The organism is Amycolatopsis jiangsuensis, assembly GCF_014204865.1.
Classification (GTDB): Bacteria; Actinomycetota; Actinomycetes; order Mycobacteriales; family Pseudonocardiaceae; genus Amycolatopsis; species Amycolatopsis jiangsuensis.
In genome coordinates this window covers 1634573-1660338 of the sequence record NZ_JACHMG010000001.1, presented here as the reverse complement: position 1 = coordinate 1660338, position 25766 = coordinate 1634573, and the positions used below count along the sequence as shown (strand labels likewise).

Annotated in this window: 23 protein-coding genes and 1 pseudogene; 8 read left to right on the top strand and 16 right to left on the bottom strand. The window is 70.5% G+C overall.

Annotated features, from left to right (window positions below):
• Positions 1–2 precede the first annotated feature (2 nt).
• Entirely contained in the window at positions 3–860 is an 858-nt protein-coding gene (locus BJY18_RS06955; protein WP_184778698.1) for a DNA-3-methyladenine glycosylase family protein, read from the top strand.
• Here the strand turns inward: BJY18_RS06955 and BJY18_RS06950 are convergent.
• Genes BJY18_RS06950 through BJY18_RS06905 form a run of 10 tightly spaced genes read right to left on the bottom strand, consistent with a single transcriptional unit; the run spans position 829 to position 11714 of the window.
• Positions 829–1473 carry a GntR family transcriptional regulator gene (locus BJY18_RS06950; RefSeq protein ID WP_184778696.1) on the bottom strand — a complete coding sequence of 215 codons (645 nt, stop codon included), beginning with the start codon at positions 1471–1473 and terminating at the stop codon, positions 829–831. The two genes, BJY18_RS06955 and BJY18_RS06950, sit on opposite strands and share 32 nt — an antisense overlap.
• Positions 1466–3655: a penicillin acylase family protein gene (locus BJY18_RS06945; protein WP_184778694.1), complete on the bottom strand. Its 2190-nt coding sequence runs from the start codon at positions 3653–3655 to the stop codon at positions 1466–1468. Before BJY18_RS06945 ends, BJY18_RS06950 begins: the two co-directional genes overlap by 8 nt.
• Positions 3652–4572 carry an ABC transporter ATP-binding protein gene (locus tag BJY18_RS06940; protein WP_184778692.1) on the bottom strand — a complete coding sequence of 307 codons (921 nt, stop codon included), beginning with the start codon at positions 4570–4572 and terminating at the stop codon, positions 3652–3654. Before BJY18_RS06940 ends, BJY18_RS06945 begins: the two co-directional genes overlap by 4 nt.
• A complete protein-coding gene (locus BJY18_RS06935; RefSeq protein ID WP_184778690.1) occupies positions 4569–5510 on the bottom strand; it encodes an ABC transporter ATP-binding protein in 942 nt (313 codons plus the stop codon). The genes BJY18_RS06940 and BJY18_RS06935 overlap by 4 nt, the downstream gene beginning before the upstream one ends.
• Positions 5507–6343 (bottom strand): polysaccharide deacetylase family protein, encoded by an 837-nt coding sequence (locus tag BJY18_RS06930; protein ID WP_184778688.1) that lies wholly within the window; start codon positions 6341–6343, stop codon positions 5507–5509. The genes BJY18_RS06935 and BJY18_RS06930 overlap by 4 nt, the downstream gene beginning before the upstream one ends.
• Positions 6343–7113 carry an SDR family NAD(P)-dependent oxidoreductase gene (locus tag BJY18_RS06925; RefSeq protein WP_221457604.1) on the bottom strand — a complete coding sequence of 257 codons (771 nt, stop codon included), beginning with the start codon at positions 7111–7113 and terminating at the stop codon, positions 6343–6345. The genes BJY18_RS06930 and BJY18_RS06925 overlap by 1 nt, the downstream gene beginning before the upstream one ends.
• The gene (locus BJY18_RS06920) at positions 7110–7952 is read right to left on the bottom strand and encodes an ABC transporter permease (RefSeq protein WP_184778686.1); all 843 of its coding nucleotides are present in this window, start codon (positions 7950–7952) and stop codon (positions 7110–7112) included. Before BJY18_RS06920 ends, BJY18_RS06925 begins: the two co-directional genes overlap by 4 nt.
• Complete coding sequence (locus tag BJY18_RS06915; RefSeq protein ID WP_184778684.1) at positions 7949–8932, bottom strand: ABC transporter permease; 984 nt, start codon at positions 8930–8932, stop codon at positions 7949–7951. The genes BJY18_RS06920 and BJY18_RS06915 overlap by 4 nt, the downstream gene beginning before the upstream one ends.
• Position 8933: 1 nt before the next feature.
• Positions 8934–10454, bottom strand: a complete 1521-nt coding sequence (locus BJY18_RS06910) for an ABC transporter substrate-binding protein (protein ID WP_184778682.1) — start codon at positions 10452–10454, stop codon at positions 8934–8936.
• A 45-nt stretch (positions 10455–10499) separates the two neighbouring features.
• A complete protein-coding gene (locus BJY18_RS06905; protein WP_184778680.1) occupies positions 10500–11714 on the bottom strand; it encodes a threonine synthase in 1215 nt (404 codons plus the stop codon).
• Between the two features lie 283 nt (positions 11715–11997).
• Between BJY18_RS06905 and BJY18_RS06900 the strand changes: the two genes are divergently transcribed.
• Complete coding sequence (locus tag BJY18_RS06900) at positions 11998–12669, top strand: VldE C-terminal domain-containing protein (protein ID WP_184778678.1); 672 nt, start codon at positions 11998–12000, stop codon at positions 12667–12669.
• 24 nt (positions 12670–12693) lie between these two features.
• Here BJY18_RS06900 and BJY18_RS06895 read toward each other — a convergent pair whose 3' ends face one another.
• The 5 genes from BJY18_RS06895 to BJY18_RS06875 all read right to left on the bottom strand — a co-directional run bounded on the left by BJY18_RS06895 (position 12694) and on the right by BJY18_RS06875 (position 17445).
• Entirely contained in the window at positions 12694–13584 is an 891-nt protein-coding gene (locus tag BJY18_RS06895; protein WP_184778676.1) for an IS982 family transposase, read from the bottom strand.
• Between the two features lie 70 nt (positions 13585–13654).
• Positions 13655–14182, bottom strand: coding sequence for a GNAT family N-acetyltransferase (locus tag BJY18_RS06890; RefSeq protein ID WP_221457602.1), 528 nt, complete (start codon positions 14180–14182; stop codon positions 13655–13657).
• 69 nt (positions 14183–14251) lie between these two features.
• Positions 14252–15562: an amino acid permease gene (locus BJY18_RS06885; protein WP_184784468.1), complete on the bottom strand. Its 1311-nt coding sequence runs from the start codon at positions 15560–15562 to the stop codon at positions 14252–14254.
• Between the two features lie 146 nt (positions 15563–15708).
• The gene (locus BJY18_RS06880) at positions 15709–16755 is read right to left on the bottom strand and encodes a permease (protein WP_184778674.1); all 1047 of its coding nucleotides are present in this window, start codon (positions 16753–16755) and stop codon (positions 15709–15711) included.
• A gap of 102 nt (positions 16756–16857) precedes the next feature.
• Positions 16858–17445 carry a PadR family transcriptional regulator gene (locus tag BJY18_RS06875; protein ID WP_184778672.1) on the bottom strand — a complete coding sequence of 196 codons (588 nt, stop codon included), beginning with the start codon at positions 17443–17445 and terminating at the stop codon, positions 16858–16860.
• Between the two features lie 40 nt (positions 17446–17485).
• Here BJY18_RS06875 and BJY18_RS06870 point away from each other — a divergent pair, with 40 nt between their 5' ends.
• From BJY18_RS06870 to BJY18_RS37970, 4 genes and pseudogenes are all read left to right on the top strand, one after another.
• Entirely contained in the window at positions 17486–19639 is a 2154-nt protein-coding gene (locus BJY18_RS06870) for a HelD family protein (protein WP_312873764.1), read from the top strand.
• Between the two features lie 46 nt (positions 19640–19685).
• The gene (locus BJY18_RS06865; protein WP_184778670.1) at positions 19686–20330 is read left to right on the top strand and encodes a TetR/AcrR family transcriptional regulator; all 645 of its coding nucleotides are present in this window, start codon (positions 19686–19688) and stop codon (positions 20328–20330) included.
• Entirely contained in the window at positions 20330–21580 is a 1251-nt protein-coding gene (locus BJY18_RS06860; protein ID WP_184778668.1) for a cytochrome P450, read from the top strand. The genes BJY18_RS06865 and BJY18_RS06860 overlap by 1 nt, the downstream gene beginning before the upstream one ends.
• A 73-nt stretch (positions 21581–21653) precedes the next feature.
• Positions 21654–21962, top strand: a pseudogene (locus BJY18_RS37970) (hypothetical protein); the annotation flags it as partial.
• A 380-nt stretch (positions 21963–22342) separates the two neighbouring features.
• Here BJY18_RS37970 and BJY18_RS06850 read toward each other — a convergent pair.
• On the bottom strand, positions 22343–23263 hold the full coding sequence (locus BJY18_RS06850; protein ID WP_184778666.1) for a LysR family transcriptional regulator: 921 nt from the start codon (positions 23261–23263) through the stop codon (positions 22343–22345).
• Positions 23264–23388: 125 nt separating this feature from the next.
• Between BJY18_RS06850 and BJY18_RS06845 the strand changes: the two genes are divergently transcribed.
• Both BJY18_RS06845 and BJY18_RS06840 read left to right on the top strand, forming a co-directional pair.
• Positions 23389–24657 carry an aromatic ring-hydroxylating oxygenase subunit alpha gene (locus BJY18_RS06845; RefSeq protein WP_312873763.1) on the top strand — a complete coding sequence of 423 codons (1269 nt, stop codon included), beginning with the start codon at positions 23389–23391 and terminating at the stop codon, positions 24655–24657.
• Entirely contained in the window at positions 24654–25745 is a 1092-nt protein-coding gene (locus BJY18_RS06840; RefSeq protein WP_246458788.1) for an FAD-binding oxidoreductase, read from the top strand. Before BJY18_RS06845 ends, BJY18_RS06840 begins: the two co-directional genes overlap by 4 nt.
• Positions 25746–25766 lie beyond the last annotated feature (21 nt).

Below are 25766 nucleotides of genomic sequence, written 5' to 3'. Positions count from 1 at the left end.
AGATGCGACACACGACGACGATCGAAGTCACCGGACCGTGGTCGCTGCGGACGGGCAAGCGGTTCTGGGAGGGCTTCACGCCCGCCGCGATCCCGCGCCGCGGTGACCCGGACGCGCTATACGTGAGCTTCCTCAGCGAGTACGACTGGACTGCCGTCACCGCCACCGTCACCCAGCACGAAAACCGGGCGACGGTGACGGTGTCCGGCGACGGGGATCTCGACGCCGCGGCCGGACAGGTCGCCCGGTTCCTTTCGCTGGACGTCGATGCGACCGGATGGCCGGCGATCGGCGGACGGGACCCGGTGATCGCGGCCGCACGGGAAGCGCTCCCGGGATTTCGGCCCTGTGGCTTCACTTCGCCTTACGAAGCCGCTGCGTGGGCGGTGCTTTCCCAACGCACCAGCCGGGTTGTCGCCGCCGGGCACAGTCGTCGCCTGAGTATCACCCATGGCCGCGAAGGCGTGTTTCCCGCGCCGTCAGTACTGATCCGCGCGATCGAGTCGGGTGAACTGACGTTGCCCGGACGCAAGGCGGATTATCTGGCGGCGGTCGCCGGGGCCGCGGCGGACGGTGTGCTCGACGCCCGGCGGCTGCGGGCGTTGCCCGAGGACGACGCCCGTGCGCAGCTGAGGGAGATCAGCGGGATCGGACCGTTCGGCGCAGACCTCGTGCTCATCCGCGGCGCCGGCACCGCCGATGTGCTGCCCCGCGCGGAACCGCGGCTCGACGCGGAGATCACCCGCCGCTACGGCCCCGGTCGCGGGCTCGGTGAGGTGGCGCGGGCGTGGCGGCCGTTCCGGTCCTGGGCCGCGGTGCACCTGCGGGCTACTGCGGCAGCGCCGATTCCAGTGCCTTGATCACCTGCGCCACGTGCCGCCGAGTCGACTGCTCGGCGGCGCCGGTGTCGCCAGAGCGCAGGGCATCCAAGATTTCCCGGTGCTCGTCCAGACTCGCCTCCGGGCGGCCAGGCACGGTGATGGTGACGTTCTGCCCCAGCTGCAGCTGCGCCCCCAGCAGGTCCGCGATCGCCAGCAGTCTGCGGTTGGCCGACCCCCGCCAGATCGCGGTGTGGAAGGCCCGGTCGAGTTCGGCGTAGCGGTCCACGTCGCCGGAGTGCAAGGCCTCGCGCTGGCCGTCCAGCAGTCCGGTGAGCTCGCCCAGCAGCTCGGGTGGCCTGCTCCGGGCCAGGTCACGTGCGGCCAGGCTGTCCACCGCGGACCGCAGCTCGTAGATGTCGCGCATGTCGGCCGCGGTCAGTTCGGCGACGAAGTACCCCGAATGCCGCCGGGACACCAGGAAACCCTCGCGCTCCAGTACCGCGAGCGCCGCCTTGACCGGCGTGGGCGAGATGCCCAGTCGTTCGGCGAAAGGCCGGACCGTGACGCGTTCGCCGGGGGCCAGCCGGCGGGTCAGCACGGCGGTGCGGACCGCGCGGTAGGCGGTCTCGACCAGGCCGGGCTCCTCATTCACCGGGCTCCTCGCTCACCGGACTCCTCGAGTGCATCGGGATCAGGTCGTGGCGTTGCCACGGGGTCAGCTGGTCAGCGTAGTGCGGCGAGCCGGGAACGCCGGACGCGCCGCCCGGGATCACCCAGGCGGAGGCACCCAGGTCCGCCAGGTCCAGGACCTGCCGGTAGACCGACAGGTTGGTGATGTCGAACGCGGAACCGGGCACCCAGCCGTAGGCGCCGTTCTGGATGGTCTCGTTGTCGCCGCCCAGCCCGGCCCGCGGGGGATCGAAGTCCGCGCCGACCAGCGGGTGCAGGGGATGGCGGGCCGCGGTGCGGTGGACCTCGCCCCATGGCCGCAGCCCCAGCCCGGTGGCCCGGTGCCAGGCCGCCTCCAGCGCGCTTTCGAGCACGGCGTCGTCCAGCGCCGAACCGGGCCAGTGGCCGTCCTTCGGCCAGGTGAGGGTGGCGAACCAGCGGCGCAGCACGACCGGCATGCCCGGGAGCCCGCAGCTCATCAGCCACTCGCGCGCCGGTGCGCCCAGCAGCCGGTCCAGGAGGAGTTCGGCCAGCTCTCGCCGGAAACAGGCGTGGACAAGGCCGGTGGTGTGCTCGGGCCCCAGGTCGCCACGACCGAAGACCAGGAGCGCGCGGGCCTGTTCGGCGTCGCCGGAGTAGGGACCGCGGGTGTCGAGGAGCTCCGCCCAGCGCCGCGCCGCCACCGAGGTGGTGTCGCCCTGCCAGGCACGCAGGTCGGCGAGAGTGGCCGGACCGGCGGCCGCGGCGAGTTCGTGGATCCGCTCGGAGCGGTAGCAGTCGTTGACCGCGTGGGAGACGAACGGTTCGGCCGCCGCGGTGACCGTGTTGTTCGCGGTGACGATGAGGCCTTCGGGCGGATCTTCCAGCCGGGGCATCTCCGCGAACGGTACGTGCCCCGTCCAGGCGTGGCCGGGCTCCCACCCGGGCACCGGCAGCTGCGTGGCGGCGAGGCTGCCGCGGCGGGGGAGACGGCCGCGGAGCAGGTACCCGATGTGCCCGTCGACGTCGGCGACCAGCAGGTTGTTGACCGGGTCGATCCAGCCGTCCTGAGCGTCGAGCAGGTCCGAGGCGGACCTCGCCGACAGCATCGCGCGAAGGATCCCGAACTGGTCGCAGGCGGTGTCCGTGGCGGTCCAGCGGAACGACAGCGCGGCGCCGGTCGCCGGGTCGCCGTGCACGACCGGGCCGTTCGGGGTGAGCCAGCAGCGTTCGACGTGGTCCTCGCCGTCGCGCACCGCGATGCGTTCCTCCCGGCTGGACGCCTCGGTCCAGCCGTCGGCAACCCGCACCTGCGAGCCGCGGAAGTGCTCGACGTACAGGTCCTGCGCGTCGGCCGCGGCGTTGGTGATGGCCCAGCCCACGTGGCCGTTGTGCCCGAAGTGCGGGAAGCCGGGCAGCCCGGGAAAGGTGGCGCCGGAGACGGTGAAGCCAGGGCAGCGGACGTGCGCCTGCCAATAGGCGTTGGGTGCGTCCAGGGAACGGTGGGAGTCGTTGGCCAGCAGGGGCTTCCCGCTGACTGTCCGCTGTGGACCGAGCACCCACGCGTTGGAGCCACCCTCCACTTCGGACAGGAAACCTAGATGGACGGCGGCGGCCTCGACGTCGGCCCGCGCTTGTTCGGCGAGCCGCGCGCGCTCGGCCGGGACTCGGCCCGTCGCCGGTACCGTGACGCGCATCCCGGGCAGCGGCTGGGGATCCAGCTCGTCGGCGGCCTCGGTACCCGCGGTGGCCCAGAGCGCGGCGCGGGCGATCTTGTACTGCCACACCCCCATCAGCACGTGCCGGACCTTGAACGCCAGCAGCGAATCACGGGGCGTCCACGGCTCCCAGCCGACACCCGAACGCGCGTATTCGACCGGCAGCCCAGCCGAGGCGACCCAGGCGTTGATGCCCGCCGCGTACTGCTCGAAAGTGCGTAACGTGCGGGGATCCATCGCGGCCAGGTCCCGGCCCGCGGCGTCGGTCAGGCGCAGGCGGCGGGCCAGCCGGTCGGCGGGCACCGCGGACCGGCCCACGACCTCGGCCCAGCGGCCGCTCGCTCGCCGGCGGTCGTATTCCAGTTGCCACAAGCGGTCTTCCGCCGCGGCTTGGCCCAGCTCGTACCACGCCTGGTCCTCGTCGGCGGCTTCGACGGCCGGGATACCGTGGGCGTCTCGGGTGATCATGCGGCAACAGTTTCGGCGTAGTGGCACGCGACGCGCCGGTCGGTCAGGTCGCGCAGGGCAGGGTCTTCAATCCGGCACCGATCGGTCGCGCGGGGACATCTCGGAGCGAAGGCACAGCCCGTGCCACGCGGTCCGGTGTTCGTGCTTTCCACCACCGCAGGGGTTTCGCGCACGCGTGGCCGGGGCGCGGAGGCCAGCAGGAGCTGCGTGTACGGGTGGCGAGGGTCGGAGAACAACGCCTCGGTGTCGGCTTCCTCAACGATCCGGCCGAGGTACATCACCGCCACCCGATGCGCGAGATGCCGGACGAGCGCGAGGTCGTGGCTGATGAACAGGTACGTGATCCCACGCTCGGACTGCAGGCGCCGCAACAGGTTCACCACCTGCGCCTGGACCGAGACGTCCAATGCGGACACCGGTTCGTCGCACACCAGGAACTCCGGATCGAGCGCGATCGCGCGGGCGATCGCGACCCGTTGCCGCTGCCCGCCGGACAGCTCGTGCGGATAGCGCGAAGCCAGCGCGGGGTCCAGGGTGACCGCGTCCAGCAGCTCGCGCACCCTGGCCTCGAGGTCGCCGGAGAACCGGTGCACCCGCAACGGTTCCGCGACGATCTGCGCGACGGTCATCCGGCCGTTGAGCGAGTCGTAGGGATCCTGGAACACCGGCTGCATCGTCCGCCGCAGTTCCCGCAGCGAGCGGCGGCTCAGCGCGTGCACGTCGTGGCCCGCCACTTCGACCCGGCCGGAATCGGGGCGTTCCAGCGCGAGCAGCAGCCGGCCGGTGGTGGACTTGCCGCAGCCGGACTCGCCGACCAGCGCCAGCGTCGTGCCGCGGTCGATCCGCAGCGACACCCCGTCCACCGCTGCCGTGGCGCCGTAGTGCTTGACCAGCTCCGCTGCGCTCACCAGGGTCATGCCGGAACCTCCGTCCGCGGATGCCAGCACGCCACGCCGCCGGTCAGCGGGGGCGTGGTGTGGCACGTGTCGTCGGCGTGGCCGCACCGCGGCCGGAACGGGCAGCCCTCGATCTTCGCGCCCACGGCGGGCACCTGCCCGGGGATGGTGGGCAGCTCACCCGCCACGGGCCGGTCCGGATCGGGGACCGACCGCAGCAGCGCGGCGGTGTACGGATGCCGTGGCGTCTCCAGAATCGCCCGTACGGTGCCGGTCTCCACCACGCGTCCGGCGTACATCACCGCAACCCGGTCGGCGATCTCCGCGACCACGCCCATGTCGTGCGTGATGAACAGCAGTGCCGTGTCGCGGGTGCGCTCCCGCAGCAACGCCAGCACCTGGGCCTGCACGGTGACGTCCAGTGCGGTCGTCGGCTCGTCTGCGATCAGCAGCTCCGGGGAACCGGCCAACGCGATCGAGATCATCACTCGCTGCCGCATCCCGCCGGACAGCTCGTGCGGCATCTGCTTCGCGCGCCGTGCGGCGTCGGTGATGCCGACCGACTCCATCAGCTCCACGGCACGGCGCAGGCGCTCCCGGCGGCCCAGCGACGTGTGGATCGCCAGCACCTCGGCGATCTGCGTGCCGATGCGGGTGGTCGGGTTCAGTGAGCTCATCGGATCCTGGAAGATCATCGCCGCGCGCTTGCCCCGAAGCCGCCGCAGCTCGCGGTCCGCCCGGCCGATCAGCTCCGTACCACCCAGCGTCGCCGAGCCCGACACGTGCGCCGCCGGCGGGGCGAGGCCGAGCAGCGCCAAGGCGGTGAGGCTCTTCCCGCATCCGGATTCCCCGACCACGGCGAGGGTCTTGCCGCGGCCGACGGTCAGCTCCACGCCGCGCACGGCCTCCCGGCCGCCGAACGCGACGCGAAGGTCGTGGATCTCCAGCAGTTCGGTCATGGCCGCCCCAGTTCGTCGAGGGTGACCCGAGGGCCTTCGCCGTGTTCGCGGTGCCACGCCGCCAGCTCGGCGGCGGCCGGGGTGCACAGCTGCGCGTCCGCGACCACCGGCGCCAGCAGTTCCTCCAGCGCGGTGACCCGGGCCGGGCGGCCGGACAGCCACGGGTGCACGGTGATCATGCACAGCGAGCCGCACCGTTTCGCCGCCGCGATCTCGGCGGCCCAGCCCGCGCGCACGACCGGTGCCGTCGCGGGTGGCCGCGGATCGCCGCTGGTGTAGCGGTAGTACGGCGCGTCGTCGGTGGCCCAGTCCACCGGAAGTTCCACCAGGTCGTCCACGACGTACGGCCGATCCTCACCCATCAGCGAGCTGTCGTAGCCCACTCCCAGCTCGTGCAGCACCGGGAAGACCTCGGCCGTCATGTCCCAGCTGGGGGAGCGGTAGCCCTGCGGCCGCTGCCCGCCGAGGTCGGCGAGCGTGGTGGCGGCACGTTCGAGGGTGCGTCGGAGGTCGTCGCGCGGCAGCGCACTGGGTGGTTCGTGGCACCAGCCGTGCAGGGCCAGTTCGTGACCGCGCCCGGCGATCTCGGCGACCTGCTCCGGGTACCGGTCGGCGATCCAGCCGGGGGTGAAGACCGTGGCGCGGAGACCGAGGTTGTCCAGCATGGACAGCAGGTTGCGGATGCCGCGGCGGGGGCCGTAACGCCGCTGCTCCAGTTCGCCCAGCGAATCCGGCGGGTCGGCGCGGGTGCGCCACAGGTGCGGTGACTCGCCGTCGAAATCGAGGGTGACGCACACGGCCGCCCGGGCGCCCCCTGGCCAGGGATAGCTCATCACGCGCCTCCGGAAGGGGTGAAGTCGCCCGCGGTGCGGCCGCCGTCCACGTCGAGCACCGTGCCGGTGACGAACGACGCGGCTGCCGAGCACAGCCACAGGATGGCCGAGGGTGCGTCGCCGGGACCCGACGTACGGCCCAGCGGGATGCCGCGCCGCATCTTCGCCACGTGCTCGTCCGGCAGCTCGCTGACCTCGCTGCCCGGTGCGAACCCGGGGCCGACGCCGTTCACCCGGATGCCGGACTCGCCCGTCTCCAGCGCCAGCGAGCGGGTGAGCATGTCCAGCGCGGCTTTGCTGGCCGAGTAGACACCGCCGGTGCGGGTCGGGCGTTTCGCCGCGCCGGAGGAGAGGTTCACGATGCTGCCGCGGGTACCAGTGCGCTGCATCGTGGCAATCACGTGCCGCGCCAGCTGGTACGGCGCGAGGACGTTGATCGCGAAGATCCGCTCCACCGTTTCCCGCTCTGTCGTGGCGACCGGGGTGCGCGGGTACACGCCGGCGTTGTTCACCAGTACGTCCACTGTGGACCATCGGGAATCCAGCTCCGCGAGGAGCCCGGAAACGCCGGCGCCGGTCGAGAGGTCGGCGACCGCGTAGGCGGCACCGAGACGTCCGGCCACCTCGGACAGGGGGCCTTCCCGGCTGTCGGTCAGCAGCAGCTGCGCGCCCTGGTCGTGGAAGGCTTCCGCGATCCACGTGCCGATGAGCCCGGCCGCGCCGGTGACCAGCACCCGCCGCCCGCGGAACTCGTCGCCGTAGTCGATCATGCCGCCACCTTCCTGCGCAGCAGCCGGGCCCTCGGCAGCTCCGCGCGCTTGGCCGGGTCGAGGCGGTCGCGTGCCGCGTCGCCCAGCAGATTCACCGCCAGCACCAGGATGAACAGCGCGACGCCGGGGAACGTGGCCAGCCACCACGCCGAGGCGATGTACTGCTGGCCGTCGGACAGGATGGATCCCCACGACGCCGTCGGCGGCTGCACGCCGAGCCCGAGGAACGACAGCGACGCCTCGTAGATCACCATCAGCCCCAGTTCCAGCGTGCCCACCACGATCGCCACGGGCAGCACCTCCGGCAGCACGTGCCGCAGCACGATCCACCAGCCGCCCGCTCCGGTCGCCGTCGCCGCGCGCACGAACCCGCGGCCGCGGGCCTGCAGCGTCGTCGAGTGGGCGATCCGGGCGTAGCGCGGCCACCGCACCAGCGCGAGGCACACCACGACGTTGACGAGGCTCGGTCCGAGCACCGCGACGACGAGGATCGCGAGCAGGAAGAACGGCACGGACAGCACGACGTCCACCAGCCGCATGATCACCGCGCCCAGCCAGCCGCCACGCCAGCCCGCCAGCACGCCGAGCGCGATCCCGACGACGCCGCCGACCAGCACCGCACCCACGGCGACCAGCAGCGACACCTGGGTGCCGTAGATGACGCGGGACAGCACGTCCCGCCCCAGAGCGTCGGTGCCGAGCAGGTGTGTGCCGCTGGGGGCGAGCAGCCGCTGCGCGAGCGTGACCTTGTCCGGGTCGTACGGCGCGACCACCGGTGCCAAAAGAGCGGCGAGCACGTACACCACGAGAATCGCGAGAGGGAATCCGAGCCGCTTCACGCCGCACCTGCCTTCGTCCCGCCGGCCACCCGCCGGTCGAGCACCCCGTAGAGCAGATCGGTGAGCAGGTTGACCACGATGTACACCGCCGAAGCGAACACCACGATCGCCTGCACCACCGGGAAATCACGGGCCGAGACCGATTGGATGGTCAGCTGCCCGATCCCGGGCCAGGCGAAGATCACCTCGGTCACCACGGCGCCGCCGAGCAGGTTCGCCAGCTCCAGTGCGGCCACGGTGAGCACCGGGATCGCGCTGTTGCGCGCGAGGTGGCGAAAGACCAGCCGGGTCGTGCCGGCACCCTTCGCGCGGGCCGTGCGGATGTAGTCCTGGGACAGCTGCTCGAGCACCGCGCCGCGGGTGACCCTGGCGATCGCCGCGGCCGACAGCGAGGCGAGCGTGACGCTGGGCAGCAACAACGACAACGGGCCGTCGTACCCCGTGGACGGCAGCCACCGCAGCGCGACGGAGAAGACCAGCACCAGCAGCAGTCCGGTCCAGAACGCCGGCATCGCCTGTCCGATGAGGACGATCGGCATGAGGACCTTCTCCTGCCACCGGCCCCGTTTCAGCGCGGTGACCATGCCGATCGTGACACCGAAGACCACGGAGAGGATGAGTGCCGCGACCGCGAGATTGGCCGTGTAGGGCAGGCGTTCGGCGATCAGTTCGGTCGCGGGCCGGTTCTGCACGTAGGAGTAGCCGAGGTCGCCGCGCACCGCGTTGCCGAGGAAGGAAAGGTACTGGTGCCAGAGGGAATCGCTGAGCCCGAGCTGGTCGCGGACGCGTTCGATGTCCGCGGCGGAGGCGCCTTCGGGTACCAGCAGCCGTGCGGGGTCGCCGGAGAGCCGCAGCGCGAAGAAGACGATGGTGGTCACGCCGAACAGCGCGAGCACGGCCTGCGCCAGCCGCCCGGCGAGGTAACGCGGGCTTGCCGGGAAGCTTCGCGGACGGCGGCTGCCTGCTGCGAGCGCCGTCATGTCAGCTCACCTTCATCCGGTCGAGAAACAGGCTTTCCGACGCGTCGGGTGTCCACTGCAGACGGGAGTTCGCGCCGTACACGGCGTAGGACTGGAACAGCCCGATGCCCGGCAGATCGCGTCCGAGCAGGTCGAACGACTGCCGGTACAGCGTGGTGCGACGAGCGACATCGGTGGTTTCGCGGGCCTGCTCGACGAGCGTGTCGAATTCCGGGTTCGTGTAACTGCTCCAGATCTCACCGGTGTGGAAGAGCGGGTAGATCACCCCGTCGGAGTCGAGGCACGAGCACGACCACTTGCCGAACCGGATGGATCCCCAGTCGTGCCCGGGATCCTGCACCTTCTTGAGATAGGTGGCCTGGTCGCTGTTGCGGATTTCGACGTTCAGCCCGACCGCCGCGAGATCACCCTGGATCGCCTGCACCACCTGCGGGTCGAAGGAGGGCGAGGTGGCCATCACGAGCGTTGCGCCGACCGCGTTCGCCTGCCGCAGCAGCCGTTTCGCGGCCTCGGGATCGTGCTGGTTGTCCGGGAGCGACCGGTCGTAACCGAAGGCCAGGGGAGTGGCCATGGAGTTGATGGGTTTTGCATAGCCGCGCTGGAGGTTCCTGATCAGCGCGTCGTAGTCGATCGCCTGGGAGATCGCCTTTCGCACCCGCGGGTCGTCGGTGGCCCCGCCCTTGATGGTGTTGAAGGCGAGGTAGGCGACGCGTTCGGTCGGGGTGGACAGGATCGCCAGCTTCGGGTCCCGGCGGATCTGGTCGGCCGCGTCGGGCGTGAGCGAGGTGGCGAGGTCGACCTTGCGGGACTGCAGATCCGCGACCCGGCTGGCCACGTTCGGCACCGCGCGGAACACCGCGGTGCGGATCGACGGCGCCGTACCCCACCAGCGCGGATTGGCGGTGAGCACGATCTGCGAACCGGCCGTCGCCGAGGCCAGACGGTACGGCCCGGATCCGACCGGCTTGACGGCGAACTGCTTGTCGCCCACCCGCCGCACGTAGGCCTGCGGGACCACCGAGAGCGTGGTGAGGTAGCTCAACAGCGTGGGGGAGGGCACCGAGGTGCGGACCACGAGGTCGGAACCGTCCGCGGCGGCCGAGTCGATCACGGAGAAGTTGGCGTACTGCTGGCTGCCGTACTTCTTGTCCAGGATCCGCGAGATCGAGAACGCGGCGTCGGCGGCGGTGAGCGGACTGCCGTCGCTGAACCGCACCCCGGGACGGATCGCGAACCGCCACGTCAGCGGGTCGGTCTGCCGCCAACTCGTGGCCAGCCACGGCACCACCCGGTTCGTCCTCGGATCGCGGCGCAGGAGCTGGTCGAAGATGTTGCGGTACACCGAATAGGTGTCGGTGTCGTACTGCTTGCCGGGGTCCAGTGTGGACGGATAGTTCGCGGTGTCGATCGTGATGGTGTCCGGGCCGCGGTCCGCGCTCGCCGGTTCGATGCCGCAGGCGGCGCTGCCCAGGGTCAGCAGGGCGGCCAGCAGCGCCAGTGCGGCGCGGGTACGTCTGTGCATGGCTCACTCCCTGCGGTTCGCCGGACAGGATCGGATCCGATCGCCTCAGCCGGGGATGACGCCGTCCTTGGCCAGCAGCGGCGCGTCGACCTCGACGGTCTCGGGGTACTTGATGCCCGCACCGGTGTTGAGCACCACGACCTCCTCGTCTTCGCCGACCCAGCCGGACTCGCGCAGCTGACCGAGCGCCGCGAAGCAGGCCGCACCCTCGGGACAGATGAACGCGCCTTCCAGCTCGGCGAGCTGCTGCTGCGCGGCGAGCAGTTCGTCGTCGGTGACCGCGATGGCGGTGCCCTCGGTCGCGTACACCGCGTCGAGAACCAGGAAATCGCCGAGTGCCTTGGGGACCGTGATGCCGAACGCGACCGTGTGCGCGTCCGGGAACGGCACGCTCTCCCGCGCGCCGGTCTTGACGGCCTCGACGATCGGCGCGCAGCCGGTGGCCTGGACGGCGACCAGCCGCGGCAGCTTCTCGCCGATCCAGCCCAGCTCCTGCATTTCGAGCAGGGCCTTGTGGATGCCGATGATGCCGACCCCGCCGCCGGTGGGGTAGAGGATCACGTCGGGCACCCGCCAGCCGAGCTGCTCCACGATCTCGTAACCCATGGTCTTCTTCCCCTCGAGCCGGTAGGGCTCCTTGAGGGTCGAGACTTCCTGGTAGCCCTCGCGTCGGGCGACGGCCGCGGCCACGAGTTTTCCGGCGTCGCCGATCAGGCCGTCCACGCGGTACAGCTCGGCGCCGCTGGCCACGCATTCCTTCATCGTGATCGCCGGGGCGTCGGCGGGCATGGCGATGAGGCTTTTCATTCCGGCGCGAGCGGCGTACAGCGCCCACGCCGCGCCCGCGTTGCCATTGGTCGGCATCGCCACCCCACGCACGCCCAGCTCGGCCGCGCGGGAGACTCCGACCGCGGCACCCCGGGCCTTGAAACTTCCGGTGGGCACCAGGCCCTCGTCCTTCATCAGCAGCTTCGGCACGCCGAGTTCCTTGCCCTGGCCGGGCAACGGCAGCAGCGGAGTCATGCCTTCGCCGAGGCTGACGATGTTCCCGGCTTCGCGCAGCGGCAGCACCTCGTGGTAGCGCCACAGGTCCGGCGGACGCGTGGCGATGTCCCGCGGCGTCACGGTTTCGCGGACGCGTTCCAGGTCGTAGCGCGCGAGCAGCGGAGCGCCCGCCGCCGAGGTGCCGGCCACCTGATCGGCCTCGTACCGCTCGCCGGTGCGAGAACACTCCAGATGGCTGAGGAACGAGTACGCCATGCCGCCTCCGAACCGTGGATGGAATGCCGAAGAGTTTGGATCCAAAATGCGGCAGCGTCAAGACGGCCCGGATACTGGACTTCGCGGTTCCCGGCGGGCGTGCCCGCGCGTTCCGTACCCCGACTCAACGCCCCTGACCTGCGGAGACGGTAGTTGATCTGTGTGGACAGTCACTTGACGGTGACATGGCCGTGTCCTTTTCGTAACGTCGGCGCTGGTTCGCGGGAACCGCAGCCCCGACCTGGCGGTTCCCGTTCCCCGAGTGAAGAAGAGATGTGACGAGATGTCCGGCAGACACCGGGACGGATCGAGATCCTGGCGGCTCCCGGCCGCCGTGGGTGCGGTGGGTTCCCTGGGCATGGCGGCGGCGGTCTGGCTGACCTCCGGCCCGCTGGCCGAAAGCGCGCCCGCGGCCGACACCCTCGCGCTCAGCGCGGTGCGGCCGTCGAGCAGCACGCCGCCGTCCCCATCCTCGGCCACCCCGGTCGCGCCGAGCACCTCGGCACCCCCGGCGTCCTCGTCGTCGAGTACCCCGACCTCGACGACGAGGACCGCCACTTCCCCGCCCAGCACGACGAAAACCAGTCCGGCGGCGAAGGCGTGTTCGTCCGCTCTGGCCGGTGCGCGGCCGGACGCGGCCCGCGCGGGCAACTACCTGCTGACCAAGTTCGACGTGGACGACGTCGGCGGCCGGGCGGGCCGCAGCAACGCCAGCGACCACCCCTCCGGCCTCGCGCTGGATTTCATGGTCGACACCGGAACCGGCAACGACCTGGCCGCCTACGTGCTGGCACACCAGGAAGAACTGGGAGTGAAGTACGTGATCTGGCGCCAGCGCTACAACGACGGCGACGGCTGGTCCACCATGGAGGATCGCGGCGGCACGACGGCGAACCACTACGACCACGTGCACGTGTCGTTCACCGCGGGCGCGGACGTCTCACTGAACTGCTAGACGGCTGATTCCGTGAAGTTAGTGTTAGTGGTCGTAGGCGATGAGTGATCGTTTGCTGGTCAGGCCGGTGTTCCAGTTGTGCCAGATGCCGGCGGCCATGGCCAGCAGGCGTTGGGCGACGCGGGTGAACACTCCGGCGGGGGTGCGTCCGCCGTGGGCTTCGAGGTCGAGCTGGCCCTTGAGGGTCTGGTTGACCGACTCGATCCGTTGACGGACACCGCCGAGGTTGCCGTTGCGGTAGGTCTCGTCCTTGCGGTCCGGGCGCAGCAACTCCAGCCCCATCGCCGCGGTCAGCTTCTTGAATTCCTTGCCGGCGAAACCCTTGTCCGCCAACAGGGTCTGGCCGTCACGAACGAGGTGGTGGTTGTGCTCGAGCAGGGCGGCCAAGACCTCGCGTTCGCCGAGTTTCGGGTTGGCCAGGCACCACATGATCGGCATGCCGTCGCCGGCGCAGACGAGGTAAAGCTTGAGCCCCCAATACCACCGAGAGTGTGACGCACAGTAGCCGTAACTGGCGTGGCCGGCCAGGTCGGAGCGCTTCACGGTTTCCCGGGACATCCCGCACGGCACCGGGGTGGCATCGGTGATCCACATGTCGTCAAACCAGGACGGACAGCACAGGGAAAGGGCCAGGATGGTCTTGCGCAGCAACGGTTCTGATGCCTTTAACCGCTTGTGGTAGCCGGACTGCCCAGGAAGATGAGCAAACCATTCACGCCACCGGGAGTCGGCATGAAGATGGCGAATCCATCGGCGCTCGGAGTCATACCGCAGCAACACTTGGGCAGTGGCCAGCGTGATCAACTCACTGTCCGTGAGTAGTGGGCGCCGTCCCCGGCCGGTCCGGGGCAGCACCACATGGTCATCGACGAGCACGTACAGTGCCGTCAGGAGGGTGTTCAGGTCGTTCTTCACAAAATGATCATGAGCACCCTCCACTCATGCCCACACTCGGGGCCACTTCACACGACCTTCACGGAATCACTCATCTAGGGCGGGTTGGCGAACGGTGCTCAGCGGACGAGTCGTACCGTGGCGCCGACGGGCCCGAACGTCGACTCGGCGCCGTCAGGTTCGAAGCCATTGCGTCGGTAGAACGCGCGAGCGCGCGGATTGTCCGCCGCCACCCACAGCGAGGCCGGACGTCGGCGAGCACCGCGTCGAGCAGCGACTGCCCGGCCCCGCTGCCGTGAGCGCGGGCGAGCACGTACAGCATGGTCAGCTCCTCGGGACGCACTGCGTCCCGGTCGGCCGTGGCCTGGGCGGCGGCGAACCCGACAACGCCGGTTCCGTCGACGGCGACGGCGACGTCGGCCGTGAACGATTCGTCCTGCAGGTTCGAGCGCCACATCCGAATGCGCCGCCCGACGTCGAACCACGGGTTGGTGTCCGGGTCTGCCACCAGCCGGCCGTAAGTCTCCCGCCAGGACGTCGCGTGCACACGGGCGATGCTGTCCGCATCGTCGAGAACCGCGACACGGATCGACGTCGTCCCGACGTCTTCTGCTCCCATGCTCGAGCCACCACCGGAACAACTCGTCGTTCGGCTCGCCAAGGCGGACAGGTCGGAGCGACTCACGAGCTAGCGCTGCGCGCCGGCACGCCGGCGTACGAGCAGCGTGTACACGCCGAGGATCACCACGAGGCTGATCAGGCTCAGGTACAGCTGCGAGCGGGTGTCCGCGTCGACGAAGAGCATCGACGCGACGACGCCGAGGGTGAGTACCAGGCTCACCCAGGTGAGCCAGGGGAATCCCCACATTCGCAGCTTCAGCTGGTCCGGGGCCTCGGCTTCCAGCCGCCGGCGCATCCGCAGTTGCGAGCCGGCGATGATGGCGTACACGAACAGCGCGACGGCGCCGGCCGAATTGACGATGAAGTAGAAGATCTTGTCCGGGGAGACGTAGCTCATCACGACCGCGACGTAACCGACCAAAGTGGACACGAGGATCGCTTTCCACGGCACGCCACGGGAGTTGGTGTCCGCGATCCACTTCGGCGCCCAGCCGTGCCGGCGTAGCGCGAAGAGCATGCGGGAAGCCGTGTACAGTCCGGAATTCAGCACCGAGAGCGCGGCGGTCAGCACGACCGCGCTGACGATCGTGGCCGCGGCCGGGATGCCGAACCGGTCGAACGCCGCGGCGAACGGGCTGGTCTCGCTCGGCACCTGCCGCCACGGGGTGATCATCACCAGCAGCGCCACCGAGCCGACGAAGAAGATGATGACCCGCCAGACGATCGTGGAGGTCGCGCGGCGGACCGCGGCCGCGGGCTCGTCGGATTCGGCGGCGGCGATGGTGACGATCTCGGTGCCGAAGTAGGAGAAGATCACGATCACCACCCCGTGCAGGACGGCGAACCACCCGTTGGCCACGAAGCCGTCCTGGGCGATGTTCCCGACCGAGAACGTCGCGTGCGGCCACAGGCCCAGCACGAACAGCACGCCGAGGACGAGGAACACCAGGATGGTGGCGATCTTGATCGAGGCCAGCCAGAACTCGGTCTCGCCGAACGACCGGGCCGAGGCGAGGTTCGACGCGGTGAGCAGCAGCATCAGCACCAGCGAGAACACCCACTGCGGGACCGAAGGAAGCCAGCCCTCGAGGATCTTCGCCCCGGCGACCGCCTCGAACGCGACCACGCCGACCCAGAAGTACCAGTACAGCCAGCCGATCGTGAAGCCGGCCCAGCCGCCGAGCGAATCCCGCGCGTACTCCATGAACGAGCCCAGCGTGGGGGCGGCGGTCGCCATCTCGCCGAGCATCCGCATGACGAGCACGACGAGCAGCCCGCCGACGGCGTAGGACAGCACCGCCGCCGGGCCGACGGTGTGGATCACCGCGCCACTGCCGATGAACAGGCTGGCCCCGATGATCCCGCCCAGCGCGATCATCCGGACGTGCCGCTGGCGCAGCGCCGGTTTCAGGTCCTGCTCGGCCGCCTGGTCCTTCGTTCCCACCGGATGCGTCCTCTCGCCTCGCCTGAGTCGCGTGATTCTCGCACCGAGCACTCGTTCAGGGAAGGAAATTCCGCAGCCGGTCAGAACACGCTCAGCAGTACCGCCGAAAGCACGCTGGCCGCCATCACTGCCCCGGCCATCGCGACGGTGACCCGCCACGACAACGCCCGGCCGGCCATGACCATCGACGGCAGACTCAGCGCGGGCAGCGCGATCAGCAGCGCCCCCGCCGTCCCCGGGGAGGCGCCGGCGGCGGTGAGGGCGAGCACCACCGGGATCTCGCCGCCGGTCGGGATCACCAGCAGGGTGCCGACGACGGCGCACACGGCGACTGCCGCGACGCCCAGGCGAGCAGTCAGGCCGGAGAAGTCCGACAGCCAGCCACTCAGCGCTCCGACCAGGAGGACCACCACCAGGTATTCCGGAACGAAGACCACAGCGAAACGGATCAGCGAACGCAGGTAGCGCGACGGCAGGTCGCGCACGCGCGTCGGTTCGTCTGATATCTCCGCGTCGGGGCGCGGACGGGCAACGCGCGCCACGAGCGCGGTCGCCCCAAACACCAGCAGTGCGCCGGCGATCAGGCGCACCACCCCGAATTGCCACGGCGCAACCAGGAACAGGAACACCAGCACGGCCGGATTGAGCACCGGGTTGCCCACCCAGTAAGCGAGACTCGCCGCCGTTGTGGCCCCGCGCCGGCGCAGGCCCACGGCGACTGGTGCGGTACAACAGGTGCACATGAGGCCGGGCAGGGCGGCCGCGCCGCCGGCGAGGCTCTGCCCGAACCGCGATCGACGGTTGAGCGCGGCGAGCAGCCACGTCTTCGGCACCAGCGCGTCGACAGCCGCCGCCAGCACGAGACCGACCACCGCGGCAGGCCACACGGACTGGAAGTACGCGACGGTGAACTGCCACGCGCCGGACCACGACGGCGCGGAACCGGGTGCGCCTGCCTTCGCGAAGATCGCCCCGCCGGACCACGTGCGCGTGTCAGCCACGGTGGATGCTTTGCCCGCGTAGGGGATCCACTTCGCCCATAGCAGTCCGGCGATGAACAGCGCCGCAAGTACCGCGATGCCGGCTATGCCCGCGCGGAGGTTCGGTCGGACAGCGGTAGTGGTCATCCCTGCTCCCGTTCCGCGAGGTGGCCGGCCGCGAAGGCGTCGTCGACAGGCCGGGGTTCCCCGACGGTGGGCAGGTAATCGTCCGGACGTCCCGGGTTGTGCTCAGTCCTCCGGTGCCGGGTCCGCTCCCAGCGGCTGCCAGTCGAGCCGGCCGCCGCGGATCTCGTCGACGAGCGCTCGGGTGAGGTCGAGGTCGGCGCGCTGGTGGGCTTGCAGGTGCCGGATCTCCACGAGCGCGACCGCGGGCATCCCGTGTTTGCGCAGCGCGTCGTATTCGGTCTGGGACGCGGCGAGCTGGCCTTCGAGCAGTACGCACCGGCGCTCGAGCCGCTCGGCCGCGGTTTCGGTGCTCAGGAGCGAGAGGCAGGCGAGCGCGGTGCCGTACGTCGAATACTCGGCAGCCGGGCTGACCAGCAGCGCCCGCAGCCGGTCGCGGGCGAGTTCGCGGCCGGCTGCGGTGATCGAGTACACCGTCCGCTCCGGGCGTTTGCCCTCGCGCAGAGTGGCGACCGGCTCGATCAGCGCTTCCTTCGCCAGCGTCTCCACTGTGTGGTAGAGCGCGCCGTGGGTCACCTTCACGAACTGGTCGAGACCCTGTTCCCGCATTTGCTGGCGCAGTTCGTAAGGGTGCGACGGTGCGTCGGCGAGCAGCCGCAGCACGGTCAGGCCCAGTGCGGTGAGAGTACGCACGCTTGCTCCTTCCGGACTTGATCCGGCTAATATAGTCCAAGTGGACTATATAGAGGAGACGGGTGGTGCCGCGCCGGAAATCCGCGCGGAGCGGGAGTTCATGGAGCTGTGCCGCGCGAAGCTGCTGCGGATGCGGGGCGAGGCCGAAGCGATGCTCGACCGCGGCGCGGCCGAGGGCGACGCGGTGGTGGACAAGTACTTCAACCACGCGTTGCGGGAGTTCCGGAAGAAGACCGTCGCCGACCTGTCCGGGTTCGATGATGCGCCGCTGTTCTTCGGCCGGCTGGATTACGCGGCGGGTGAGGTGTTCGACGACCGTCCGGAGACGGCGGATCCGGACGGTACGGGGCTCGCGCACACGCGTACCGAGGACAGCGACCTCCTCTACGTGGGCCGGCGCGGAGTGCGCGACGCCGACGGCGAGCCCGTCGTCATCGACTGGCGTGCCTCGCTTTCGCGCGCGTTCTACGAGGCCTCGCCACTGGAGCCGATGGGTGTGCGCGTCCGCCGCCGGTACGGGTTCGACCAGGCAGGCCTGCTCAGTGCTTTCGAGGACGAGCCGATCGAGGGCGCGCCGGTTTCCCCTGGCGCGAGCCGACTGGTGACGCGGGAGATCGAACGACCCCGGCAGGGACCGATGCGGGACATCGTCGCCACGATCCAGCCGGAGCAGATGCGGCTGGTCCGGGCGCCGCTGGACGAGACGGTGTGCATCCAGGGCGCGCCCGGCACCGGTAAGACCGCGGTCGGCCTGCACCGCCTGGCGTATCTGCTTTTCGCCGAGCGTGAGCGGCTGCGCAAGGAGGGCGGGGTGGCGGTGATCGGGCCGAACAGCGCGTTCCTCGCCTACATCCACAACGTGCTGCCGGCTTTGGGGGAGGTCGAGGTCGTCCAGCTGACCATCGACGACCTGACCGGACCGGGCCTCGAGGTCTCGCGGGTGGACGACGCGCGGGCGGCGCGGGTCAAGGGCGGCCCGGCGATGGCCGAGGTGCTCCGGCGGCACCTGTGGGCGCGGATCGGCGAGCCGGACGAAGAGATCGAGGTCAGGCACCAACAGCGCATCTGGCGCGTGCCGGTCAGCGAGCAGGCCGAAGAACTCGCCGCTGTGCTCGAGCGCGGGACCACCTACGGTGCGGGTCGCGAGCTGTACGCGCAGCGGCTGGCCAACCTGGTGCTGCGCCGGATGGAGCGGGCCTCCGGCACGAGCACCACGCTGACGCAGCTCAGCAAGAACCGGGGGATCGGCCAGGCGTTGCGCCGGCTGTGGCCGGTGGTCGATCCGGGGCGCCTGGTCTTCGAGCTGCTCACCGATCCGGTGCAACTGGCCGGCGTGGCGGCGGGCGTGCTCTCCGCGGAGGACCAGCGGGCGATCGTCGTGGCGCCGCGGCCGCGCAGCATGCGATCGATGCCGTGGTCCACGCTCGACCTGGCACTGGTGGACGAGGTTGCGGGTCTGCTCGGTCGTCCGGTCCGGCTGGGGCACGTCGTGGTCGACGAAGCGCAGGACCTCAGCCCGATGCACCTGCGTGCGATCGCCCGCAGGCTGGCCGGCGCGTGCACCGTGCTGGGCGATCTGGCCCAGGCGACGAGCCCGTCCGCGGTGCGCGGCTGGCCGGAGGTGCTGACCCGGCTCAACCGGCCGGACGGCGCGATCGAAGTCCTCGACCGCGGCTACCGCGTCCCCGCCGAGGTGCTCGGTTTCGCCGCCCGGCTGCTCCCGCACCTCGCCCCGGACCTGACGGGCCCGACGTCCTTCCGGCCCGGCGAGGACTCGCTCCGCGTGACCGGCACCGGCGTGCGTGAGCGCACTCCTGCGATCGTCGAGGCCTGCGAGAGCGCGCTGGCGGGCGAAGGGTCCGTCTGCGTCCTCAGTGCGGACGCGGATGTTCCCGCGCTGCACCGGGAACTCGTCGCGGCCGCGCTCGCTCACACAGTCCTGGGCGAAGAAGTTCCGAATCCGGAGCGGCTCACCCTGGCCCCGGTCTCACTCGCCAAGGGCCTCGAGTACGACACGGTCGTGGTCGTCGAACCCGCGCGGATCGTCGCCGCGGAACCCCGTGGCCTGCAACGGTTATACGTCGCGTTGACCCGTGCGGTGAGCCGGCTGCACGTGATCCACGCGGAGCCGCTGCCGGAACCGCTCCGTGAGGCGGTCCCGGCAGCGGGCGTGGTTGTAAGAAGCGTGTCTTAGCGCTACGCTCGGGACAGTAAGAAGATCGTCTTACGAGGAGCGTGCCGTGGATACGCGTCGCGAACAGGCGGAGGCGACCCGGGAACTGCTGCTGCGGGCCGCGGAGCGCCTGTTCGCTGAGCGTGGGCTCGCGCAGGTGTCGAACCGGCAGATCGTGGAGGCGGCCGGGCAGGCGAACAACTCGGCGCTGGCCTACCACGTCGGCAGCCGGACGGCGTTGATCCAGGCGATCACGCGGTCGCACGTCGAGCCGATCGCGGAGCGGATGCGCGAGCGGGTGGGGCGGACGCGGCGTTCGGCGCGTCCGCGGGATCACGTCGCCAGCCTGGTGCTGCCCTACACCGAACACCTGGCGAGCCTCGGCAATCCCAGCTGGTGTGCCCGGTTCCTGGCCCAGGTCGTGACCGATCCGGCGCTGATCGACGTGAGCGAGGCCGTCGACCCGGTGCTGGCGGTGGAGTTCGTCGACGGCTCGGCGGCGGTGTGGCAGCACGTGGCCGAGCTGCCGGCGGCGGAATCCGCGCTGCGCCGGCAAACCGCGCGCGTCGCGGTGATCCACACGTGCGCCGAGCAGGAGCGGGTCGCGGCGGCCACCGGGGCGGCCGCCGACTGGTCGCTGGTCGGCGAAGCCCTCACCGACGCGCTCACCGGCATGCTCACCGCTTCGCGCCACCACCCGGAAGGACATTGATGACCACCACGAAACCGCCCACCATGCGCCGCCCGGTCCCGCCGGAAATGCTGCGGCGCGGCAGGTGTCCGTTCGATCCGCCGGCGGAGCTGGCGAAGCTCGACGACCAGGCGCCGCTGTCGCGGATCGAGCTGCTCAACGGCGCGCACGCCTGGGTGATCACCGGCTACGAGCAGGCGCGTGCGATTCTCGCCGACACCCGGTTCAGCTCCGACAACGTGCGCCACCGCACGGCGATGGACCTGCGCCCGGAGGAGGCCGGCGAGCCGCGGCGCCCGGTCGAGCTGCCGCAGCGTGCGGACGGGCGGTTCCTGTTCATGGACCCGCCGGAGCACACGCGGCTGCGCCGGCTGCTCACCGGCCAGTTCACCGTCCGGCGCATGCAGCAGCTCGAAGCACGCATCCGGGAGATCGCGGTCGAGCACCTCGACGCCATGCGTGCGGCCGGAAACAGCGGTGACGTCGTACCGGCGTTCGCGTTGCCCTTGCCCTCGCTGGTGATCTGCGAGCTGCTCGGTGTGGACTACGCCGACCGCGCGGAATTCCAGGAGCGCACAGCGGTCGCGCTGAACCTGACCAAACCCGAGGAGGAACGCCAGGCGGCGTCCGAGGCGATCCAGGGTTTCATGCGCGGACTGGTGGCCTACAAGCGCGAACACCCGGCCGACGACCTGTTGTCCGGCCTCATCCACGGCGACGCGGAGCCGGCGCTGACCGAGGAGGAGCTCGTCGACATCGCGACGGTGCTGCTCGGCGCCGGCCACGAGACGACGGCGAACATGCTGGCACTGGCCACTTTCGCGCTGCTGGAACACCCGGACCAGCTGGCGCTGGTGCGCGAGGACCCGTCGGTGCTCGACAACGGCGTCGACGAGCTGCTGCGCTACCTGTCGATCATCCACATCGGACCGACGCGCGTCGCGACCGAGGAGATCACCGTTGCCGGGACGACGATCGCGGCTGGGGACACGGTGCTGATCTCGGTGCCACAGGCGAACCGCTCGGCCGAACACTGGCCACAGCCGGAACGTCTCGACCTGACCCGCCCGCGGACCTCGCACCTGGCCTTCGGACACGGTGTGCATCAGTGCCTCGGCCAGCAGCTCGCACGGTCGGAGCTGCGCGTCGGCCTCGCCGAACTGGTGACGCGGCTGCCGGATCTCCACCTCGCGCTCGACCCCGGCGAAGTGTCACTGCGCACGGACATGCTGGTCTACGGGGTGCATTCACTGCCGGTGACCTGGTCCTGACTCCGGACGCGCGGGGCGCCGGAAAGCGGGCGTCCCCGCAGGTCCTGGGCGACCGGGCTGGGGGAGAGAAAACATGGCTCGTTTCCGCACGATGGTCCGGCCGTCCCCGGATCGCGTCGCGAAAGCGGTGGCCGACGGGCAGCTTCCGGGACTGATCACCACTTTGGAGAACCGGGCGTACAAGACCTATCGTGCGCGGCTCATGGCGCACCGCAGGCTGATGTTCCGGAAGAATGCGTGGAATTGCTCGCTGATCGCACTCGCCACCTCCACGACCATCGCTTCGGTCGGTCTGCTGATCGAAAACACCCTGTACGGCGCGGGCGGCAATGCGTTGATGGTCGCGCTCGCGATCCTGTCCCTGATGACGTCGCTGGTGGTGTCGAGCATGAACTACGGCGCCCGCGGCCGCGCCATGGAGGCGAACTACAAGAGCATCCAGCATCGCCGTCGAACTGGAGAGCTTGTCCACGAGACGGTCCGGGAATCTCCGGTCGGAGCATCAGGAGTTGAACCGCCGCTACCTGAACGCCGTGGACTCGTCGAAAAACCATTCCCCGGCGGACTACTTCCGGACTCTCGGGACCGCCCTTTCGCCGCGCGACCCCAGGAAAGTGTGGCTCGGCACCGCTGTGACGGTGTTTCCGGTCCGTGCGCTCCGCTGCCGGTGGTGATCCCCTTCGCGGCGTGGTTCGTGCGGGGCTGCCGTCCTGGTCTCGGCTCGGGCGGTCCTGACTCGGGCTGTGCCGGCTCGGGCGTGGTTCAGGGTGCCGGTTTCGCCGTGCGGCGGCCCGCGATGTCCTCGAGGGCGGTGAGCGCGGTGGCGATCACCGGCTGCCGGCGGCTGCCGCGGCGGACGCCGGTCAGGATGTGCCGCGCCGGGGTGGGATCGCCGCGCAGCGGGACCCGGACGATCCGGTCCCCGGTCGGGATGCGGGCCAGCCGGGGGATGAGCGCGACCCCGAGACCCGCACCCACCAGCGCGGCCGCGGTGTCCCATTCCGAGGACTCGTGGGCGATCGACGGGGTGAAGCCGGCGTTGGCGCACGCGGTCAGCACGAGCCCGTGGTGGGGCCGCCCGGGACGGTCCATGATCCACGATTCCGCGGCGGCTTCGCTCAGCAGCACCGAAGCCCGGTCCGCGAGCGGATGGTCGGCGGGAACCAGCAGGTCGAGCGGATCGTCGAGAAGGGACTCCTGGTCGAACCGGGTGTCGGTGCGCGGGGGAATCCCCGCGGTCGCCACGACGACGGCCAGATCGGCCTGCTCCCGCAGCAGCAGTTCGAAGCAGTCCTCCGGGTCGGCCTCGATGATCCGCACCGCGCACAGCGGATACGCCGCACGCACCTGGGTGACCACGTAGGGCAGGAGCGCGGCCGCGGCGGTGGAGAATCCGCACAGCCGCAGCGACCTGACCTGGTCCGGATCGGTGTCGGCCAGCTCGCTGCGGATCTCCTCCCACAGGGTGTGCAGGTCCACGGCACGCGCCAGCAGGATCCGGGCGGACTCGGTGAGCCGGACGCCCCGGCCGTCCTGTTCGAGCAGCGGCACCCCGAGATCCGTGGCCAGGGAACGGATCTGCGCCGACACCGCCGACGGGGAGAAGTTCAGCGCCTCCGCGGCGGCCGTGACCCCGCCGCACGCGGCGACGACGCGCAGGACGTTCAGCCGTCGATCGATCATGCGGTTATTGTGCACGGTTATCTGCGGGAACATGCGCTTCTTTTCGCAAGTGGGTGGGGTCACACTCCAGACAAGCGTTGCGGCGCGGCTGCCGAACGCCACCTCAGCGACCGGAGGAGGACACCGTGACCGCACTGGCCGAGCCGGCGAGCGAACGCCGCGACACTGCCGGACTCGTGGCTCGGCGGCTGCCGGGCCACGCACTGGAGGCGCCGTTCTACGTCAGCGACGAGTTCCTCGCCCTCGACCTGGCGGCCGTCTTCTCCCGGCACTGGATCTTCGTGGCGACCGAGGCGGAGGTCCCCGAGGCGGGGGACTACGTGACCATCGACGTCGGGCCGTATTCGGTCATCGTGCTGCGCGACGACGACGAGCAGGTGCGCGCGCTGCACAACGTCTGCCGGCACCGCGGCTCGCGCATCCTCCACGACGCCGCCGGGTCGGTCGGCAACCTGGTGTGCGGCTACCACCAGTGGACCTACTCCACAGACGGGACGCTGATGCACGCGGGGCAGCAGGCCCCGGGCTTCGACAAGAGCTGCTTCGGCCTGAAACAGGTCGCCGTGCGCTCGGTCGAAGGGCTGATCTTCGTGTGCCTCGCCGCCGACCCGCCGGCCGATTTCGACGACGTCGCCGCGCGGATCACGCCGTACCTCGCGCCCCACCAGCTGCGCACCACCAAGGTCGCCGCCCAGGAGGACCTGATCGAGCACGCCAACTGGAAGCTCGTGATGGAGAACAACCGCGAGTGCTACCACTGCGAGGCCGGCCATCCGGAGCTGACCTGCACGTTCTTTCCGACCTACGGCTACGCGGACGACGAGATCCCGAAGCGCCTGTTGCCCGCCCACAGCCGCTACCTGGAGGCGACATCCGAGCTGGAACGCGAGTGTGACGCGCGCGGGTTCCCGTACGCGCTGATCTCGGAGCTGTCCGGACGGCCGACCGGATTCCGGGTGCGCCGCGAGGCGCTGGACGGCGCGGGCGAGTCCTACACCCGGGACGGCCGGGCCGCGTCCCGCATCCTGCTCGGCGACCTGGACACGCCCCGGATGGGCCGGCTGTCGCTGCACTTCCAGCCCAACTCGTGGTTCCACTTCCTCGGTGACCACATCGTCACGTTCTCGGTGCTGCCGCTGGCCGCCGACCGGACTCTCGTCCGCACGACCTGGCTCGTGCACGCCGACGCGGTCGAAGGCGTCGACTACGACCCGGCAACGCTCACCGAAGTCTGGCACCAGACCAACGCCCAGGACGGTGCGTTCGTGGCCCGTGCGCAGGCCGGCGTCCGCGATCCGGCCTACTCGCCGGGACCGTACGCACCCACCGAAACCGACGTCGAGGAATTCGTCGCCTGGTACATCGAGCGGCTGAAGGAGTACGCGAACCGATGACCGACATGCTGACCGCACCCGTTGCCGCCCCGGACCACGCGGGCACCGGCGCCCCGTTCCGCGTCGGCGAACTGGACGGCTACCTCACCTGCACCGGCGTCACCGACGTCACCCACGACGTCCGGAGCTTCACCTTCGCACTGCCGGAGCGGGCGGGGCTGCACTTCCTTCCCGGGCAGTTCCTCACTTTCCGCTTCCTCATCGACGGCGAGCGGAGGGAACGCTGCTACACGATCTCGTCACCGCCGACCCGGCCCGAAACCCTGACGATCACGGTCAAACGCGTACCGGGCGGGGTGGTCTCGAACTGGCTGCACGACCACCTGCGGGCGGGGGACGTGATCGGCGCGTCCGGGCCGTTCGGGCAGTTCAGTTCCACGATCCACCCCGCGGACAAGTACCTGTTCCTCACTGCGGGCAGCGGGATCACCCCGGCGATGTCGATGCTGCGCACCCTGCGCGCCACGGGGGACCCGGCCGATGTCGTGTTCGTCCATTCCGCACGCACGCCCGACGACCTCGTCTTCCGTGCCGAACTCGAAGCGCTGGCCGCGGAGTCCGGTACCTCGGTGGTGTTCCTGTGTGAGAACGACTCCCCGGGTGAGCAGTGGCACGGCCGGCGTGGCCGGCTGAGCATGGCGACGCTGGGGGAAGCCGCACCGGACCTGCTCGGCCGGGAAGTCTTCACCTGCGGACCGCCCCCGTACATGGCCGCGGTGCGCGAACTGCTCGGCCGGGCGGGGGCCGATCGGCGGCGGTGCCACGAGGAATCCTTCGTGTTCGGTACGGCGGCGCCGGCCACTTCGGCGCCGGCCGGCACCGCGACCAAGCACCGGGTGGACTTCCGGCGCAGCGGGCGGACGGTCGAATGCGACTCGGACACGACCGTGCTGGAAGCGGCGGCCGGTGCGGGACTCACCCTGCCCTCCTCGTGCGGGGAGGGCATGTGCGGTACCTGCAAGCTCACCCTCCTGTCCGGCCGGGTCGACATGCAGCATGCCGGCGGGATCCGGCCACGGGAGATCAAGCAGGACAAGGTCCTGGCCTGCTGTTCGAAACCGCTCGAAGACCTGGCGATCGACGCCTGACCCGGCACGCCCGAGTTTCAC